General features: G+C 63.5%; 15 protein-coding genes. 4 read left to right on the top strand and 11 right to left on the bottom strand.

Annotated elements, in window-relative coordinates; all coding sequences use genetic code 11:
* Nucleotides 1-8: 8 nt before the first annotated feature.
* Both purS and purC read right to left on the bottom strand, forming a co-directional pair.
* A complete protein-coding gene (gene purS / locus EAV90_RS29605) occupies nt 9-251 on the bottom strand; it encodes a phosphoribosylformylglycinamidine synthase subunit PurS (RefSeq protein WP_063682443.1) in 243 nt (80 codons plus the stop codon).
* A gap of 13 nt (nt 252-264) precedes the next feature.
* Nucleotides 265-1,032, bottom strand: a complete 768-nt coding sequence (gene purC, locus EAV90_RS29600; protein ID WP_008974302.1) for a phosphoribosylaminoimidazolesuccinocarboxamide synthase — start codon at nt 1,030-1,032, stop codon at nt 265-267.
* A 320-nt stretch (nt 1,033-1,352) separates the two neighbouring features.
* On the opposite strand from purC, the gene EAV90_RS29595 reads away from it, so the two are divergent.
* Nucleotides 1,353-1,676: a DUF1476 domain-containing protein gene (locus EAV90_RS29595; RefSeq protein ID WP_129145487.1), complete on the top strand. Its 324-nt coding sequence runs from the start codon at nt 1,353-1,355 to the stop codon at nt 1,674-1,676.
* Between the two features lie 5 nt (nt 1,677-1,681).
* On the opposite strand, the gene EAV90_RS29590 is transcribed toward EAV90_RS29595, so the two are convergent.
* On the bottom strand, nt 1,682-2,743 hold the full coding sequence (locus EAV90_RS29590; RefSeq protein WP_245509653.1) for a LysR family transcriptional regulator: 1,062 nt from the start codon (nt 2,741-2,743) through the stop codon (nt 1,682-1,684).
* 11 nt (nt 2,744-2,754) lie between these two features.
* Here EAV90_RS29590 and EAV90_RS29585 point away from each other — a divergent pair, with 11 nt between their 5' ends.
* On the top strand, nt 2,755-3,582 hold the full coding sequence (locus tag EAV90_RS29585; RefSeq protein ID WP_129145486.1) for an isocitrate lyase/PEP mutase family protein: 828 nt from the start codon (nt 2,755-2,757) through the stop codon (nt 3,580-3,582).
* Here EAV90_RS29585 and cynS read toward each other — a convergent pair.
* From cynS to EAV90_RS29565, 4 genes are all read right to left on the bottom strand, one after another.
* Nucleotides 3,569-4,057 carry a cyanase gene (gene cynS, locus EAV90_RS29580; protein WP_122402480.1) on the bottom strand — a complete coding sequence of 163 codons (489 nt, stop codon included), beginning with the start codon at nt 4,055-4,057 and terminating at the stop codon, nt 3,569-3,571. The genes EAV90_RS29585 and cynS overlap by 14 nt on opposite strands.
* A gap of 68 nt (nt 4,058-4,125) precedes the next feature.
* The gene (locus tag EAV90_RS29575; protein ID WP_129145485.1) at nt 4,126-5,058 is read right to left on the bottom strand and encodes an ABC transporter ATP-binding protein; all 933 of its coding nucleotides are present in this window, start codon (nt 5,056-5,058) and stop codon (nt 4,126-4,128) included.
* A 5-nt stretch (nt 5,059-5,063) separates the two neighbouring features.
* Entirely contained in the window at nt 5,064-5,903 is an 840-nt protein-coding gene (gene ntrB, locus EAV90_RS29570) for a nitrate ABC transporter permease (protein ID WP_122402478.1), read from the bottom strand.
* Nucleotides 5,904-5,912: 9 nt separating this feature from the next.
* Nucleotides 5,913-7,292 (bottom strand): CmpA/NrtA family ABC transporter substrate-binding protein, encoded by a 1,380-nt coding sequence (locus tag EAV90_RS29565; RefSeq protein ID WP_122402477.1) that lies wholly within the window; start codon nt 7,290-7,292, stop codon nt 5,913-5,915.
* Between the two features lie 160 nt (nt 7,293-7,452).
* Here EAV90_RS29565 and EAV90_RS29560 point away from each other — a divergent pair, with 160 nt between their 5' ends.
* On the top strand, nt 7,453-9,378 hold the full coding sequence (locus EAV90_RS29560) for a sigma 54-interacting transcriptional regulator (RefSeq protein ID WP_129145484.1): 1,926 nt from the start codon (nt 7,453-7,455) through the stop codon (nt 9,376-9,378).
* Between the two features lie 10 nt (nt 9,379-9,388).
* Here the strand turns inward: EAV90_RS29560 and EAV90_RS29555 are convergent, their stop codons facing one another.
* The 3 genes from EAV90_RS29555 to EAV90_RS29545 are packed head-to-tail and all read right to left on the bottom strand — an operon-like array spanning nt 9,389 to nt 12,010.
* Nucleotides 9,389-10,267, bottom strand: a complete 879-nt coding sequence (locus EAV90_RS29555; RefSeq protein ID WP_129145483.1) for a sulfurtransferase — start codon at nt 10,265-10,267, stop codon at nt 9,389-9,391.
* A gap of 52 nt (nt 10,268-10,319) precedes the next feature.
* Nucleotides 10,320-11,432 (bottom strand): acyl-CoA dehydrogenase family protein, encoded by a 1,113-nt coding sequence (locus EAV90_RS29550; protein ID WP_164937155.1) that lies wholly within the window; start codon nt 11,430-11,432, stop codon nt 10,320-10,322.
* A gap of 35 nt (nt 11,433-11,467) precedes the next feature.
* Nucleotides 11,468-12,010: an OsmC family protein gene (locus EAV90_RS29545; protein WP_129145481.1), complete on the bottom strand. Its 543-nt coding sequence runs from the start codon at nt 12,008-12,010 to the stop codon at nt 11,468-11,470.
* A 262-nt stretch (nt 12,011-12,272) separates the two neighbouring features.
* Here EAV90_RS29545 and EAV90_RS29540 point away from each other — a divergent pair, with 262 nt between their 5' ends.
* Entirely contained in the window at nt 12,273-12,926 is a 654-nt protein-coding gene (locus EAV90_RS29540) for a TetR/AcrR family transcriptional regulator (protein WP_129145480.1), read from the top strand.
* A gap of 198 nt (nt 12,927-13,124) precedes the next feature.
* Here EAV90_RS29540 and EAV90_RS29535 read toward each other — a convergent pair whose 3' ends face one another.
* Entirely contained in the window at nt 13,125-14,810 is a 1,686-nt protein-coding gene (locus EAV90_RS29535; RefSeq protein ID WP_245509652.1) for a tetratricopeptide repeat protein, read from the bottom strand.
* Between the last annotated feature and the right edge of the window lie 308 nt (nt 14,811-15,118).

Here is a 15,118-nt window from a genome sequence, read left to right as displayed (position 1 = left end):
ATCGCGCTTTAGCCGATCAGTTCGACCCGATAATTCTCGATCACGGTATTCGCCAGCAGCTTGTCGGCCGCTTCCTTCAGCGCCGCCTCCGCCTTGGCCTTGTCGGCGCCGGCGAGCTCGATGTCGAACACCTTGCCCTGGCGAACGCTGGCGACGCCGTCGACGCCGAGCGACTTCAGCGCGCCTTCGATGGCCTTGCCCTGTGGATCGAGGATGCCCGTCTTCAGGGTAACGGTAACACGTGCCTTCACGTCAAATCCTCTCTCAGCTCTTCACCAGCACCGGGCCGGAGCCCGCCGGACGCTCGTTCTCCATGAGGATGCCGAGACGTTTTGCAACTTCGGTATAGGCCTCGAGCAGGCCGCCGAGATCCCTGCGGAAACGGTCCTTGTCGAGCTTCTCGTTCGACTTGATGTCCCACAGACGGCAGCTATCCGGCGAGATCTCGTCGGCAACGATGATCCGCATCATCTCGTTCTCGAACAGGCGCCCGCACTCCATCTTGAAGTCGACGAGGCGGATGCCGATGCCGAGGAAGAGGCCGGTGAGGAAATCGTTGACGCGGATGGCGAGCGCCATGATGTCGTCGATTTCCTGCGGTGTCGCCCAGCCGAAGGCAGTGATGTGCTCTTCCGACACCATGGGGTCGTTGAGCTGGTCGTTCTTGTAGTAGAATTCGATGATCGAGCGCGGCAGCTGCGTGCCCTCCTCGATGCCGAGGCGCTGCGACAGCGAGCCGGCGGCAACGTTCCGCACCACCACCTCCAGCGGCACGATCTCGACCTCGCGAATCAACTGCTCGCGCATATTGAGACGGCGGATGAAATGGGTCGGCACCCCGATGTCATTGAGGTGCTGAAACAGGTACTCCGAGATCCGGTTGTTGAGGACACCCTTGCCCTCGATCACCTGATGCTTTTTGGCATTGAACGCGGTGGCGTCGTCCTTGAAGTGCTGGATCAGGGTACCGGGCTCCGGGCCTTCGTAGAGAACCTTTGCCTTGCCTTCATAAATGCGACGCCGACGGCTCATGGGGATGTACCGTGTTTTGTTGAAATCCATGAATTTGGTGTGCTCCGGTTGACGAGGATTACGACCCACAGCGGAGCTGCCGTGAACGGCCGGGAACCCATTCATAACCTTTGGAAACAGAACGGGAACCAAACCTTTAGGCAACCTATCCGATTGGCTGTCCCAGCACAATCGATCCGGCCGTCCGGCACCAACTTATACCGTCTTGCCTGCGGCTTAACGGCTCGTTGTTTTGCCGATTCTTGCTCTCTATCTAGGCATGCAGCCGGGTCGCCGCAACGAGGGCCGCCGGGTCCAGTCAGTAGGGAATTGGAAAAGGCATGAGCGAGTTCGACAAACGCCAGGAAGGTTTCGAGAAGAAGTTCGCCCTGGACGAGGAGCAGAAATTCAAGGCGGAGGCCCGCCGCAACCGGCTGCTCGGCCTGTGGGCAGCCGAAGAGCTCGGCATCACCGGTGACGCCGCCACCGCCTATGCCAAGGAGGTGGTCGCGGCCGATTTCGAGGAGGCCGGCGATGCCGACGTCCTGCGCAAGATCACGGCCGATTTCGCCGCCAAGAACGTCGCCGTCACCGAGCAGACGATTCGCGCCAAGATGAACGAGCTGCTCGCGGTGGCGGCCGCCGAGGTGAAGGCGGGGAAATAATCGATTCAGCCGACACGCCGGCGCGCAATGTCCTTGCGCGCCGGCGATTTCTTTCTGGGCCTGGCCGAGACATCCAGCCCGCCATAGGTGCGGCGGATGGTTTCGAGCAGGCGCTCTGCGGCAGCGCTCAGAAAGCCGCCGCGGCGTGTGACAAGGACGATGTCCTGGTCGGCGGCAAGGTCGCCCACGGCAATCGTCGCGATCGAGGCGGCACGCAGTTCCTCCGCCAAATGGCTTCGCGCCAATAGTGCAAGACCAAAGCCCGACTCCACCAGCCGCTTCTGCGCGGTCAGGCTGTCCACGGCCGTCCATTCCACGTCGCCGAGCCCTTGCGTGAGAAACAGCGCGAACACGTGCGCCGCGGCGACCTCGCGACGCCCGCGAGCCTCCGGGAATGCGATCCAGCGTTCGCCGCGAAGCTCGGCGAGGTGTTTCACGCGGCGCCCGGCCAGAGGATGATCGGGCGCACAGACCACCTGCAGCGCCTCACGCAGCACCAACTCGCAGTCGAGGTCGCCGGAGCGGTCGGTGTTGTAGCGCAGGCCGATCGTGGCTTCGCCGCGCCGGATGAGACCGCTGACCTCGGCGCTGGTCGCCGTCCGCAAGCTCAGTGTGACGGCCGGGTTCTCCCTGACAAACCGCTTCATGATGGTCGAGAGGCGGCCGTCGGCAAGCGTGCCGGTCACGGCCAGCGAAACCGGCCCCGAATTCTGCTTGGTCAATGCGCGTACCGCCTGCTCGGCGTCCTGCGCGGCGGCAACCGCGCGTTCGGCATAGGGGATCAGCACGCGCCCGGCATCGCTGAGCCGGGTGCGGCCTGCCACCCGCTCGAACAGCGGCACGCCGAGCTCCTGCTCCAAGAGAGCGATTCGGCGCGAAATCGCCGGCTGCGAGCGATGCAGGAATTTTGCGGCATTCGAGATCCCGCCCCTGCGATGAATGGTCAGAAAGGTGTTGAGGGCGTCGCTGTCCATCCCAACCTCATGCAAAAAGCTGATGATGCTGGAAAGAATAACAAATTTGGCGGATGACGAGAATGCGCCTAAGGCTGTCCAGACCGACAGCACGGAGGTGAACCATGACGAGCCAATTGGACAAGGCGACCGCATTTCGCGCGCTGCATGCGCGACCGGGGGCCTTCATCATTCCCAATCCATGGGATGCCGGTACGGCCAAGCTGCTCGCGGCGATGGGCTTCGAGGCCTTGGCGACCACGAGCCTCGGGGTGGCCAACACGCTCGGCAGCGGCGGCGTCAGTCTCGACGTCATCCTCGCCAACGCGCGCGCGATCGTCGAAGCCACCGACTTGCCGGTCAGCGTGGACCTCGAGAATTGCGGCGCGGACGAGCCGAAGCGCGCGGCCGAAGCGATACGGCGTGCCGCCGAGGCCGGCGCGGTCGGGGGCTCGATCGAGGATTTCAGCGGCGACCGCGATCGCCCGATCTACGACTTTTCCCATGCCGTCGAGCGCGTCCAGGCCGCCGTGGAAGTGGCGCGCGCGCTGCCAATTCCGTTCACGCTGACGGCGCGGGCCGACAACTTCCTGCATGGCCGCAGGGACATCGACGACACGATCCGCCGCCTGCAGGCCTTCGAGGCCGCAGGCGCCGATGTCCTGTATGCGCCCGGCCTTTACGATCTCGCCACGATCCGGACGTTCGTCTCCTCGCTCGGCAAGCCGTTCAACCACGTGATGGGTTTTGCCGACCCGACGCTGACGCTCGCGCAATTGTCGGCAGCCGGCGTCAAGCGCATCAGCGTCGGCGGAGCCATGTCACGCTATGCGCTGGCCGCGTTCCTGAAGAGCGGACGCGAGATGAAGGAGAACGGCTCCTTCACCTATGTTCGCGAGATGGCACCTATCAAGGAGCTGCGCGACGCTTTCGCGTCGATCAGTCCTCCTTGAAGCCGTACTCCGGCACGTTGCCGCTGGCGCCGTAATATTTGTACGGCAGGAACTTGCCGCTCATCGTGATCTTGACGCGGTCGCCCTTGGGATTGGCGACACGTTCGAGCGCCATGTCGAAATCGATCGCCGACATGATGCCGTCGCCGAATTCTTCCTCGATCAGCGCTTTCCAGGCCGGACCGTTCACCATCACCATCTCATAGAAGCGGTAGATCAGGGGATCGGTCGGCGGCATCGGCGTGCCGGTGCCGCGCATCGGCACCTCATTGAGCATGGCGGTCTCGGCCTTGGAGAGGCCGAACAGTTCGCCGGCGTTCGCCGCCTGCGGCTTTGTCAGCTTCATCTGGCCCATGATCGCGCCGACGATCAGCACCTCGGAATAGCCGCCGATCTTCTCGCAGATGTACTTCCAACTCCAGCCCTTCTCGCGCTTGATGTCGAGCAGCTTCTCGGTGAGGTCTTCGCGTTTCATGTCAGGGTCTCCTTGGTTTATGCGTCATGCCCGGGCTTGTCCCGGGCATCCACGTTCTTGGCCGCAACTCAGGACGACGTGGATGGCCGCGACAAGCCCGGCCATGACGTCTCCCGTGACGGCTCCGGTCTGGCATCGGATGCGATCGAAAGCCCGGGCTTGCCGATGTGCACCATCGGCACGTTGCGTGGATCGTGATCCGGCGTCTCGGCGGCGAAGGTCTTGCTGCGCGTCACCAGGAAATCGATGATGTGGTTGCGCAAGGCATAGTAGAGCGGATGGCGGTGCAGGTCGGTGCGGCCGCGATCCCTGGGCAGCGGGTTCTCGACGACCTCTGCCAGCACCGCGCCGGGACCGTTGGTCATCAGGAAAATCTTGTCGGCGAGGTAGATCGCCTCGTCGACGTCATGGGTGATCATGAACGCGGTCTGCCCGGTCTCGAGGCAAATGCGCCGCACCTCGTCCTGCAGCGTACCGCGCGTCAGCGCATCCAGCGCCGAGAACGGCTCGTCCATCAGCATCATCTTCGGCGTGATCGACAGCGCCCGCGCGATGCCGACGCGCTGCTTCATTCCGCCCGAGAGCTCCGACGGATGCTTGTGCTCGGAGCCGGTGAGCCCGACGAGATCGATGAAGGTCTGCGCATGTGCTTTCACCTTGGCGCGATCCCAGCTGCGCCATTTCGAGCTCACGGCATAGGCGACGTTGCCGAGCACGGTGCGCCAGGGCAGAAGGGCATGGCTCTGGAAGATCACCGCGCGGTCGAGGCTGGTGCCCGAGATTGCCTGCCCGTCGACGATGACGGCGCCTTCGCTCGGCGCATCGAGGCCGGCGAGGATGTTGAGCACCGTGGTCTTGCCGCAGCCGGAATGGCCGATCACGCAACAAAACTCGCCGCGCGCCATCGACAGCCACAAGTTCTCGAACACTGTCGTCATCGCGGCACCCGCGCCGGGATAGCGCTTTGCGATGCCTTCGATGGAGATGAATTTGTCGGTCACAACCTTTACTCCGGAAACGTGACCATGCGCGTGAAGCGCGCGAGGATCTGGTCCAGCAGCATGCCGACGATCCCGATCAGCAGGATCGCGATGATGACGTTGGTGATCGAGAGGTTATTCCACTCGTTCCAGACGAAATAGCCGATGCCGGTGCCGCCGACGAGCATCTCGGCCGCGACGATGACGAGCCAGGCGATGCCGATAGAAATGCGCATGCCGGTCAGGATCGTCGGCGCCGCCGCGGGAAGGATCACGGTGAAAGCGCGCCTGATCGTGCCGACCTCGAGCGTCCGTGCCACGTTGACCCACTCCTTGCGCACGCTGGCAACGCCGAACACCGTGTTGAGCAGCATCGGCCAGATCGAGCAGATGAAGATGACGAAGACCGCCGAGATCGAGGAATCCTTGATGGTGTAGAGCGCCAGCGGCATCCAGGCCAGCGGCGAGATCGGCTTCAAGACCTGGATGAAGGGATCGAGCGCCTTGCTGAGCAGCGGCGACATGCCGATGAGGAAGCCGAGCGGGATTGCGACGATCACCGCCAGCAGATAGCCGGTGCCGACGCGCCCAATGGAATAGGCAAGCTGGATGCCGAGCCCCTTGTCGTTCGGCCCGTTGTCGTAGAACGGCCGCTTCAGATGCTCCCAGAGTTTTGCGCCCACGTCGAGCGGCCCGGGCATCGCCGATTTGCCCTGCGTCGCCGTGAGCCCCATCAGCTTGGCGTATTCCGGGCTCATCGTCGCCACCGGCGCCGTAGAGCGCGTGGCGAGATGCCAGATGCCGAGAAAAGCGGCGAGCAGCACAATGGAGACGAGGCCCGCGCGAAGGCGAAGTGAGGTGGTCATCGCCTCACCTCACGACGCCTTCCTGATCTTGAAGCTCGCCAAATAGTCCTCCGGCTTCGTCGGATCGAACGTCTTGCCCATCACCGCGAACGACTTGTAGCTGCTGGCCGGCGGCGTGAGCCCCATCTCCGTCATCAGCTTCTTGGTATCGGTCGCCAGATACACCTGCTCGGCGACCGCCTTGTAGTCGACATCGCCCTTGATCTGGCCCCAGCGCTTCATCTGCGTCAGCATCCACACCGCGAAGGACTGCCAGGGGAACGGATCGAAGTCGACGCGCTTGGCGTCGGTCTTCACGCCGCCGAGGCCATCGGCATAGGTGCCGGTCAGGACCTGCTCCAGCACCGTGACCGGCGCGTTGATGTAGTTGGCCGGCGCGATGGCTTCGGCGATCTGCTTGCGGTTCTCCGCCTTCGAGGCATAGACGGTGGCATCGACGATGGCGCGCGTCAGCGCGGCAAAGCTGTTCGGCGCCGTGGTGATGAACTCGCGGCTGGCGGCGAAGCTGCAGCAGGGATGGCCGTCCCAGATCTCCTTGGAGAGCAGGTGCATGAAGCCGACGCCGTCATAGATTGCGCGCTGGCAGACATTGTCGGGCGCGAGGAAGCCGTCGATGTTGTCGGCGCGGAGGTTGGCGACCATCTCCGGCGGCGGCACCGAGCGCAGTTGCACGTCGGTGTCAGGGTCGAGGCCGGCTTCCGCGAGATAATAGCGCAGCAGGTAGTTGTGCATGGAATAGTCGAAGGGGATCGCGAACTTCAGGCCCTTCCAGTCCTTCGGATCGCGCTTATCCTTGTGCTTGGTCGCCAGCACGATGCCCTGCCCGTTGATGTTCTCGATCGCGGGCACGGCGAACGGAATGGCATTGGCACCGAGGCCAAGCGAGATCGCGATCGGCATCGGCGCCAGCATGTGCGCGGCGTCGTATTCCTTGTTGATGGTCTTGTCGCGGATCACCGCCCAGCCGGCGGTCTTGACCACTTCGACATTGAGGCCGTGCTTGGAATAGAAACCCAGCGGCGCCGCCATGATGATGGGTGTCGCGCAGGTGATCGGGATGAAGCCGACCTTGAGATCCTTTTTCTCGGGCGTGCCGGCTTGCGCGAAAACCTCGGTCGCCGTCTTGATCGGAAAGAATTGCGACAATGCAGCGAGCGCGGTGGATGCACCGACCGACTTCAGGAACGCGCGTCGCGCCACATCCTGCGGAAACATCGCGCGCATTACCGCGGAAGCGACCACGCCCTCGTAGCGCTTCTCTTCGCTCTCGAACGGATCGCAACGCAGCGCCGTCGCCTGCTCGTGCTCTTCCGCAGAACGATGCTGGCCACAGGCGCAGCCGGCTCCAAGCTTGCGATCGGGATCAAACGGATTGTCGAACGTGGACATCGGCCCTCCTGCGCGTCATTGCGAAGAACAATTACGCAAGGAGCATGCCACGGCCTCCAGCCCAGCCATTGCCTTGATAAGGCACCACTTTCAGTCACGCTTGGCCACTACGAAAAGTCGTGATAAACGATATTTCGTAGTTCAATTACGAGATTTCGCAATGGCAACGACGCCAATGCCCATCCACGATGATGTGGCCGCCGCCAACGACCCGCGCATCGCGGCATTCGAATCCTCCGTCGAGGCGACACTGCTGGTCGATCCCTATGGCGACCAGATCGTCGACGCCAATCCCGCCGCCTGCGCCCTGCTCGGCTACGACCGCGCGCTGTTGCGGCAGACCAGGGCCAGCACGCTCCACGCCGGCGAGCTCCGCGCCCTCACCGTCTTCACCCAGGCCGTGCTGCACAAGGGCGCCTATTGGACCACGGCTCTCACCCCCCGGCATGCGACGGGGCAAAATCTCCAGCTCGAATATGCCGGCTGCCTGCTGCCGCATGACGGCCGTACGCTGCTGCTGCTGACGCTGACCGATCTCCAAGCGCGCCGCCGCCGCAATGTCGATGCGGCCGCCGAAGACCACATGCGCGGCGGCATTGCGACCTGGCAGCGGGTCGAGCGCGTATTCCAGGACATCGAGCGCGAGAACCAGCTGATCCTGCGCGCCGCCGGCGAAGGCATCTATGGCGTGAACGCGGAAGGCAAGACCACCTTCGTCAATCCCGCAGCCGAACGCATGCTGGGTTGGACCGCCGAAGAGCTGGTCGGCAAGGAGATCCACCCGATCGTTCACCACACCCATCACGACGGCCGGCACTATCACAACCATGATTGCCCGATCTATGCGGCGTTCCGCGACGGCGCCGTGCACCAGGTCGACGGCGAGGTTTTCTGGCGTAAGGACGGCTCGCCCGCCTGGGTCGAATACACCTCCACCCCGATCCGCGACCGCGGCGTCGTGGTCGGCGCCGTCGTGGTGTTTCGCGACGTCAGCCAGCGCCGCGAAGCCGACGAGAAGCTGCACGCCGCGCTCGCCGAAGTCGACCGTCTACGCGAGCGGCTGGAGCTGGAGAACGCCTACCTCCAGGAAGAAATCCGCATCGAGACCAATCCGCGCGGGATCATCGGTCAAAGTGAGGCGATCCAGAAGACGCTGCGCCAGGTGAAGCTGGTGGCGCCGACGACAGCGGCGGTGATGATCACCGGCGAATCCGGCACCGGCAAGGAGCTGATCGCGCGCGCCATCCACGAGGACTCCACCCGCAGCGACCGGCCGCTGATCCGCGTCAACTGCGCCGCCATCCCGCGCGAGTTGTTCGAGAGCGAGTTCTTCGGTCATGTCCGCGGCGCCTTCACCGGCGCAACCCGCGACCGTATCGGCCGCTTCGAGCTCGCCGATGGCGGCACGCTGTTCCTCGACGAGGTCGGCGAGATTCCGCTCGAACTGCAAGGCAAGCTGCTGCGCGTGTTGCAGGAAGGCCATTTCGAGCGTGTCGGCGAGGCGCGCACCCGCGCCGTCGACGTTCGTGTCATCGCCGCGACCAACCGCGACCTCAAGCAGGAGGTCCAGCGCGGCCGTTTCCGCGAGGACCTCTATTTCCGCCTCAACGTGTTTCCGATCGAGACGGTGCCCCTGCGCGAACGGCGCGAGGACATTCCGCTGCTCGCCCAGCATTTCTTGACGCGCGAGAGCAAGGCTCTGAAATCGAACTTGCGCCTCTCCGAGGGCGATGCGCGGCGGCTGACCCGTTACGATTGGCCCGGCAACGTGCGCGAATTGCAGAACGTGATCGAGCGCGCCGCGATCCTGTCGCAGAACGGCCGCCTGCGCATCGATCTGCCGGATAGTTCAGGCGCACAAGCGCCGAGCGGTGCCGCCCGCCAGAAAGCCGACGCGCGGCCTGCGATCATGACGTCATCCGAAATGCGCGAGCACGAGCGCGCCAACATCCTGGCTGCGCTCGAGGCCTGCGCTGGAAAAGTGTTCGGCCCCGGCGGCGCTGCCGAGATGCTCGACATCAAGCCGACAACGCTCGCCTCGCGGATCAAGGCGCTGGGAATCGCGCCTCGTCCGCGGGCCATGTGATCGCGCGCGCTCACGCCGCCTTCGTCGTCACATCAGTTGCGATCGGCAGACCCTGCTCGATCGGCAGCGAGGGATCGCGCGACCATTCGTTCCAGGAGCCGAAATACATCCGCACGTCCTTCACGCCGGCGTTCTTCAGCGCTAGGAACGTGTTCGAGGCGCGCGCGCCCTTGAAGCAGTAGAGGTAGACCGGCGTCGCTTGCGAGATGCCGACGGTGGCACATTCGGCCAGAATCTCGTCCCTGGACTTGAAGCGCGGGCCTTCGGCGGTCGGCTTCATCATGCGGTACCATTCCAGCCACACCGCGCCGGGGATGCGGCCCTTGCGCGGGCAGAAGTCCTTGCCGTACGGCGAGGAGCTGTCACCGATCCACTCGTCGACGTCGCGCACGTCGAGGATGGCGATGCCGGGCTTGCCGACGGCGGCGAGCATGGTCTTGGCATCGATCAGGATATCGCCGGCTTCGGGGACGATCGCAAACGTGGCTTTTGCCGGCGTCGGCACGTCCTTCGTCACCGGAAAGCGTGCGGCCGACCACGCATCGAAGCCGCCGTGCAGCACCTTCACCTTGGGATAGCCGAGCATAGTGAGCAGGTAATAGCCGCGGCATGACTGGCCGAAGCCCGAGTTCATCGACTGCTCATAGATCACCGCCGTCTCGTTACCGGACAGCCCAGCCGCACCGAACGCATCGGCGAATTTCGTTTTGAGTTCGGTGATGCCCTCGGGCGTCGAGGTCGCGAGAAAGGTGAAGATCTCGTGCACGTTCACGGCACCCGGCAGGTGCCCGGCGCCGTAGGCATCGGGATTGCGGGTGTCGATCACGACACACGGCTCTAGCTTCAAGAGATCGGCAAGTTCGCTGGCAGAGATCAGAACGTCCGTCATTGGCAGCCTCTCCGTTGAGGTTGGGTGGTCTTCCGGGGTGGACTCGTGAAACTCAGGACTCGGCGAGCATCTTGCGCAGCTGCTTGGTGGCAGGCGTGACGATCGCGACGAAATAGGCCTCGCGCAGGCGCCGCTGCGCGCGGTGGCTCCTAAGATAGCCGCGCGCGCCACAATGCAGCATCGCCGCATGCGCCGCCGCGACGCTGGCCTCGCCTGCACGAAGCCGCAGCGCAATCACCTTGCGCCAATAGGTCTCCTCCTCGTTGTAGGGATCGCGCGCCAGCGCCATGGTCTCGGACTCGAGCTCGGCGGCGAGCTCGCGGAAATGCACCGGCTGCTGCGGCAGGTAGCGGTTGATATGGCCGAGGGGATTGTCGACCTCGTCCATGATGTTGATGCAATCCTTGATCAGACCGAGCGCCATGCCGGCCTGGAGCAGGATGAAACCGGCGCGGATCTTCTTGACGAAGGGCGCGGCGGGATCGGCGAGGATCAACTCGTCCGGCACGAAGACGTCGCGAAACTGCACGCCGTAGGTGCCGGTGCCGTCCATGGCGAGGAACGGCTTGCATGGCGTCAGCGTGATCGCTGGGTCCGCGCAGTCGGCCAGGAACATGACAGTGCCCGGCTCATCCTCACGCTCGAAAATGGTGCCGAAGTAATGGTCGGGGCCGAGATTGGAGACCCAGGGCAGCGCGCCGCGCACGTTGTAGCCGCCCTCGACCCTGCGCCCCTTCAGCTTCAGTTTCTCGATGCCGAAGAAGCTCTTCATGGGATTGGAGAGCCCGGTGCCGCCGAGCACGCGGCCGGTCGAGAAGGCATCGCCGAAGCGTTTTGCGAGCTTGATATTGGTGGAATTCGCCGCGTACCAGACCAGCGTGTTCTGGCACCAGGCCATGAACGCCGTCGCCCCGCAGACCTCGCCGATCGCCGACATCGCCTGGATCGCACAGCGCAGATCGGCAGGCCCTTCGTGGGGCACGTGACTGCCCCACGCCCCTGCCGCACCGAACTTGCGCAGCACCTCGGCCGGATAGACCGAGCCGTCGTCGATGCCGAGGGCAAGCTGCGCGAGCTCTTCGCGCGCGATCCGCGCCACCTCGCCCGCAATGGACGGTGCGGGCTGATCCAGAAATTCGGCCCGCGATAAAGCCAGTGAACCCATGATCGTCTCCCGCACCCTGTCCTGATTGCCGTCTGCTAGATGCCGACCTCGAGATTGACCGGCCGGGTGAAGGTGTTCGCGACCGGCGACCATTTCTTCACATGGGCGACCAGCGCGTTGATCTCGTCGGGCGAGATGCCCTCGCATTCCATGTCGACCTTGACGCGGACGTCGGTGAATCCGACCGGCTTGTCCGACATATCGCCGGTACCCCAGACCGCGGTGATGTTGAGATCGCCTTCGAGTTCGAGCTCGAGCTTGTTGACGATCCAGCCGCGATGCACGGCGTTGGCATGCAGGCCGACCGCAAGGCACGAGCCGAGCGCGGCCAGCGAGGCTTCCGACGGATTGGGCGCGGTGTCGTCGCCCAAGAGGCCCGGCGGCTCGTCGACGATGTAGGGCGGCAGGTTGCGGATGTAGTTGGCGTGGCGGAATTTGCCTTCCGCGATGGTCTTGCACTTCAACGTCTTGATGACCTTCGGGTTCGCCTTGCCATTGGCAATCAGTTGCTCGAGCCCGTTCTTGTCGATGGGCGCGAGGCAACCCGTCAGCACGGTCTTTTGAACGACGGCAGTCATCAATCTTCTCCCTGGCAGAAGTGGAAACCGGTAGGATACCGAACGGTCTGTTTGCTTGCATGGAGCGTGCCAGACGGAGCCAAAAACGAAATGCGAAGCATTGGAGCCGCTTAAGGCTTGCTGCCTGCGGATTGATCAGATCTCCCCTGCTCAAGGGCGGAGCAGATGCGTGAGCGGATGCGAATCTTTTCGGCGCGGAACAGATGCGGCTTGCTGATGTGATGCAGCTGCGATTAAGTTGCAGCTCATGGCAAAGCAGCTCATGGCAAAGACGTCACCGAAGAAGAATTCAAGCTCACCGCATGCCGGTGCCGGCGACGACGAATCCGCGCGCGGTCGCCTCTTGAGCGCCGCGACGCATCTGTTCTGCAAGAACGGCATCAACGCCACCGGCATCGATGCGATCATCGAAGAGGCCGGCACCGCGAAGACGACGCTCTATAAGTTGTTCGGCTCCAAGACCAATCTCGTCAACGCCGTGCTGGAGAGCGAAGGCAAGCAGTGGCGCGAATGGTTCATCGGCGCCATGGAGCAAGGCGGCGGCGATGCGCAGGCGAAACTCACGCGCATCTTCCCCGCGCTGAAGAGCTGGTTCGCCGAAGAGCGCTTCTACGGCTGTCCCTTCATCAACGCCGTCGGCGAGCATGACAAGGACGCCAAGCAGTTCCGCAACATCGCGCTGAAGCACAAGAAGATCGTGCTCGGCCACATCGAGAAGCTCGCCGCCGAGCTCGGCTCCGCCGAGCCCGCGGTGCTGGCGCACCAGCTCGGACTCATCATCGACGGCGCCATCGTCGCGGCCATGATCTCGCGCGACCCGGGCGTGGCCGATACGGCCGCACTCACGGCGGGTCCCCTGCTCGGCCAGGCGAAGGCGAAGAAGAAGCGCGTAGCGGAGCAGCTGGAGGCGGTGTAAACGCTCAGGTCTCGTAGCCCGCATGTAGCGCAGCGGAATGCGGGACACTGTCCCGGATTGCGCTTCGCGCATCCGGGCTACGCTCCCAGGGTGGGCAAAGACGCAAAAGCCCCGTGCCCACCAATCCATCGCAGCTCCGTTGATCGACAGGTGGGTACGCTTCCGCTTTGCCCACTCTGCGAGACCCCGCCCATTCGATCAGCGGCTCGCTCGCAGCGCGGCAAGCTCGACGTCGGCGGCCGGCTTCTCGATAAAGGTCCTCGGGCAATCGGCAGCCGCCTGCTCGAACAGTTTCAAAGCCTCTTCCCTGGAGCCGCTCTGCAAGGCGCGCTCGGCAATATAGAAATTCGCCTCGCAGACCTGCCCCTTCTTCTTCACCGGGTTGGCGTCCTCCGCCGCGGCGCGCACTTGCTCGGACGTCGTCGTGCCAAGGAAGAGATTGACGACCGGCGCTGGCCATTTCGCCGCGTCGAGATCCTTTGCAGCCTCGCTCAGCCGGCTCGGCTGGTCACTGCGCCTGGCAACAATTTCGCGCCACAAAACCGGGTAGGCATTCCTGGGATCGAGCTGGATCGCCTGATCGAGGTCGGCCAAGGATTTGGCGAATGAAGCAATCTGCCAATAGACCCTTGCACGATGAAAATAGGCGCGGGCATCCCTGGGATCGAGCCGCACGAGTTGATCGTAATCCGCGAGCGAACGGTCGAAATCTCCCTTGGCCTTGTACGCGTTAGCGCGGAGCCCGAATGCCTCCTTGTCCCTGGGGTTGAGGCGTATCGCCTCATCAAAGTCTGCGATAGCGCGGTCAAGCTCCCCTTTCGCGTGGTAGGCCCCGCCCCGAGCGCGGAGCACGGGGCCATCCGCGGACGCGAGCGCAATCGATTCACCCGCGACGGACGCAGAAATAGGATCTGCGTCCTGACCTTGAAGCTGAGTCTGCCGATCGCCGGTGTTTCCTTGACCCTGACGTGCCAGCTGGATCACCTGATTGTAATCGGCAATGGCGCGATCGTAATCGCCCTTTTGAAAATAGGCGACGCCTCGGCAACCATAGGCAGACCGGCTTTGTGGGTTTAGCTCGATGATCCGATCATAGTCGACGATCGCGCGGTCGAGTTCACCCAGCTGGGAAAAGGTTTCGGCTCGGAAGTAGTAAAAATTCTCGCTTTTGGGTTTGATCTGGATGGTTTGATCCAGTGCGGCCAACGCGAGCTCTCTGTTACCCTTTGCGGAGTAAACTCGACCGCGGCACAATTGGCCGCCGCCGGTTTGCGGGCTGATCTCGACCGCACGATCGCAGTCAGCCATGGCCCGATCCGGATCGCCGTTCCGGACGTAAGAGAGACCCCGTTCGACATGCGCTATGACATTGTCCGGATGAATCAGAAGGGCCTGATCATAATCGGCAATGGCACGGACGAAGTCGCGTCTCGCCGAATAGACGTGAGCACGTCCGATATAGGCGTAGGTAATCTTCGGATCGAGCTCGATTACCTTGGCGTAATCAAGCAGCGCAGCCTCGGGCTCTCGCTTTTGGATCAGCGCAGAAGCCCTCGCGATGCGGGAGTTCAGATTGCCCGGATCGCGCTCAATGATCTCGTTGTAGTCCGCTAGCGCAAGGTCGATCTCGCCCTTCTGGCGGTAGAACATGGCGCGGCGGAAGCGCGCCATGACGACACCTTGCTGCATGCCCGTCCCCGCCGCCTGGATGATGGCCGTGCAGCCTGCGATCCTGTCATCGACGCTGAAATTTCCGACCGCGTTGCACTTGGAGGTCAAGGGCATTTCCGCGCGGGCGCAGGATATTTCGAACAAGGCAGTCAGCGCCAAAACACCGAAGCCTGCTGCCGCACAAATGAGTGTGCGGCCCACCATTCCAAACATGCAGTCCCCATCTCAATTCCCGGGGACTTCATAGCAACCGACTGCGCGTCTGCACAGCCCTTGGTTGCGGCACAAGGCGCAACTCGGGCGATGATGAAGGTCTCGTAGGTGGGCAAAGGCGCGCAGCGCCGTGCCCACCATCTCTCTCAGCGTCGTCGATAGACATGGTGGGCACGCTTCGCTTTGCCCACCCTTGTTTTAGCGCACCGGACTAGAATGGCCTCGTTCCGTGAGGAATGGCCCAGCTCGGGTGGCCGCCCGAGCTGGGCTGCCGATCGATCGGATCGATGCCCACCGAAGCCTTGAGG

It is taken from the genome of Bradyrhizobium vignae, from assembly GCF_004114425.1.
Taxonomy (GTDB): Bacteria; Pseudomonadota; Alphaproteobacteria; order Rhizobiales; family Xanthobacteraceae; genus Bradyrhizobium; species Bradyrhizobium vignae.
This window is presented reverse-complemented; position numbering and strand designations above follow the sequence as displayed.

Excerpts from the sequence above, each read along its gene's own strand:
- EAV90_RS29550 (WP_164937155.1), bottom strand. The coding sequence starts at position 11,432 with ATGGGTTCACTGGCTTTATCGCGGGCCGAATTTCTGGATCAGCCCGCA.
- EAV90_RS29555 (WP_129145483.1), bottom strand. The coding sequence starts at position 10,267 with ATGACGGACGTTCTGATCTCTGCCAGCGAACTTGCCGATCTCTTGAAG.
- EAV90_RS29540 (WP_129145480.1), top strand. The coding sequence starts at position 12,273 with ATGGCAAAGACGTCACCGAAGAAGAATTCAAGCTCACCGCATGCCGGT.
- EAV90_RS29545 (WP_129145481.1), bottom strand. The coding sequence starts at position 12,010 with ATGACTGCCGTCGTTCAAAAGACCGTGCTGACGGGTTGCCTCGCGCCC.
- EAV90_RS29565 (WP_122402477.1), bottom strand. The coding sequence starts at position 7,292 with ATGTCCACGTTCGACAATCCGTTTGATCCCGATCGCAAGCTTGGAGCC.
- EAV90_RS29595 (WP_129145487.1), top strand. The coding sequence starts at position 1,353 with ATGAGCGAGTTCGACAAACGCCAGGAAGGTTTCGAGAAGAAGTTCGCC.
- EAV90_RS29585 (WP_129145486.1), top strand. The coding sequence starts at position 2,755 with ATGACGAGCCAATTGGACAAGGCGACCGCATTTCGCGCGCTGCATGCG.
- cynS (WP_122402480.1), bottom strand. The coding sequence starts at position 4,057 with ATGAAACGCGAAGACCTCACCGAGAAGCTGCTCGACATCAAGCGCGAG.
- EAV90_RS29560 (WP_129145484.1), top strand. The coding sequence starts at position 7,453 with ATGGCAACGACGCCAATGCCCATCCACGATGATGTGGCCGCCGCCAAC.
- purC (WP_008974302.1), bottom strand. The coding sequence starts at position 1,032 with ATGAGCCGTCGGCGTCGCATTTATGAAGGCAAGGCAAAGGTTCTCTAC.
- ntrB (WP_122402478.1), bottom strand. The coding sequence starts at position 5,903 with ATGACCACCTCACTTCGCCTTCGCGCGGGCCTCGTCTCCATTGTGCTG.
- EAV90_RS29535 (WP_245509652.1), bottom strand. The coding sequence starts at position 14,810 with ATGTTTGGAATGGTGGGCCGCACACTCATTTGTGCGGCAGCAGGCTTC.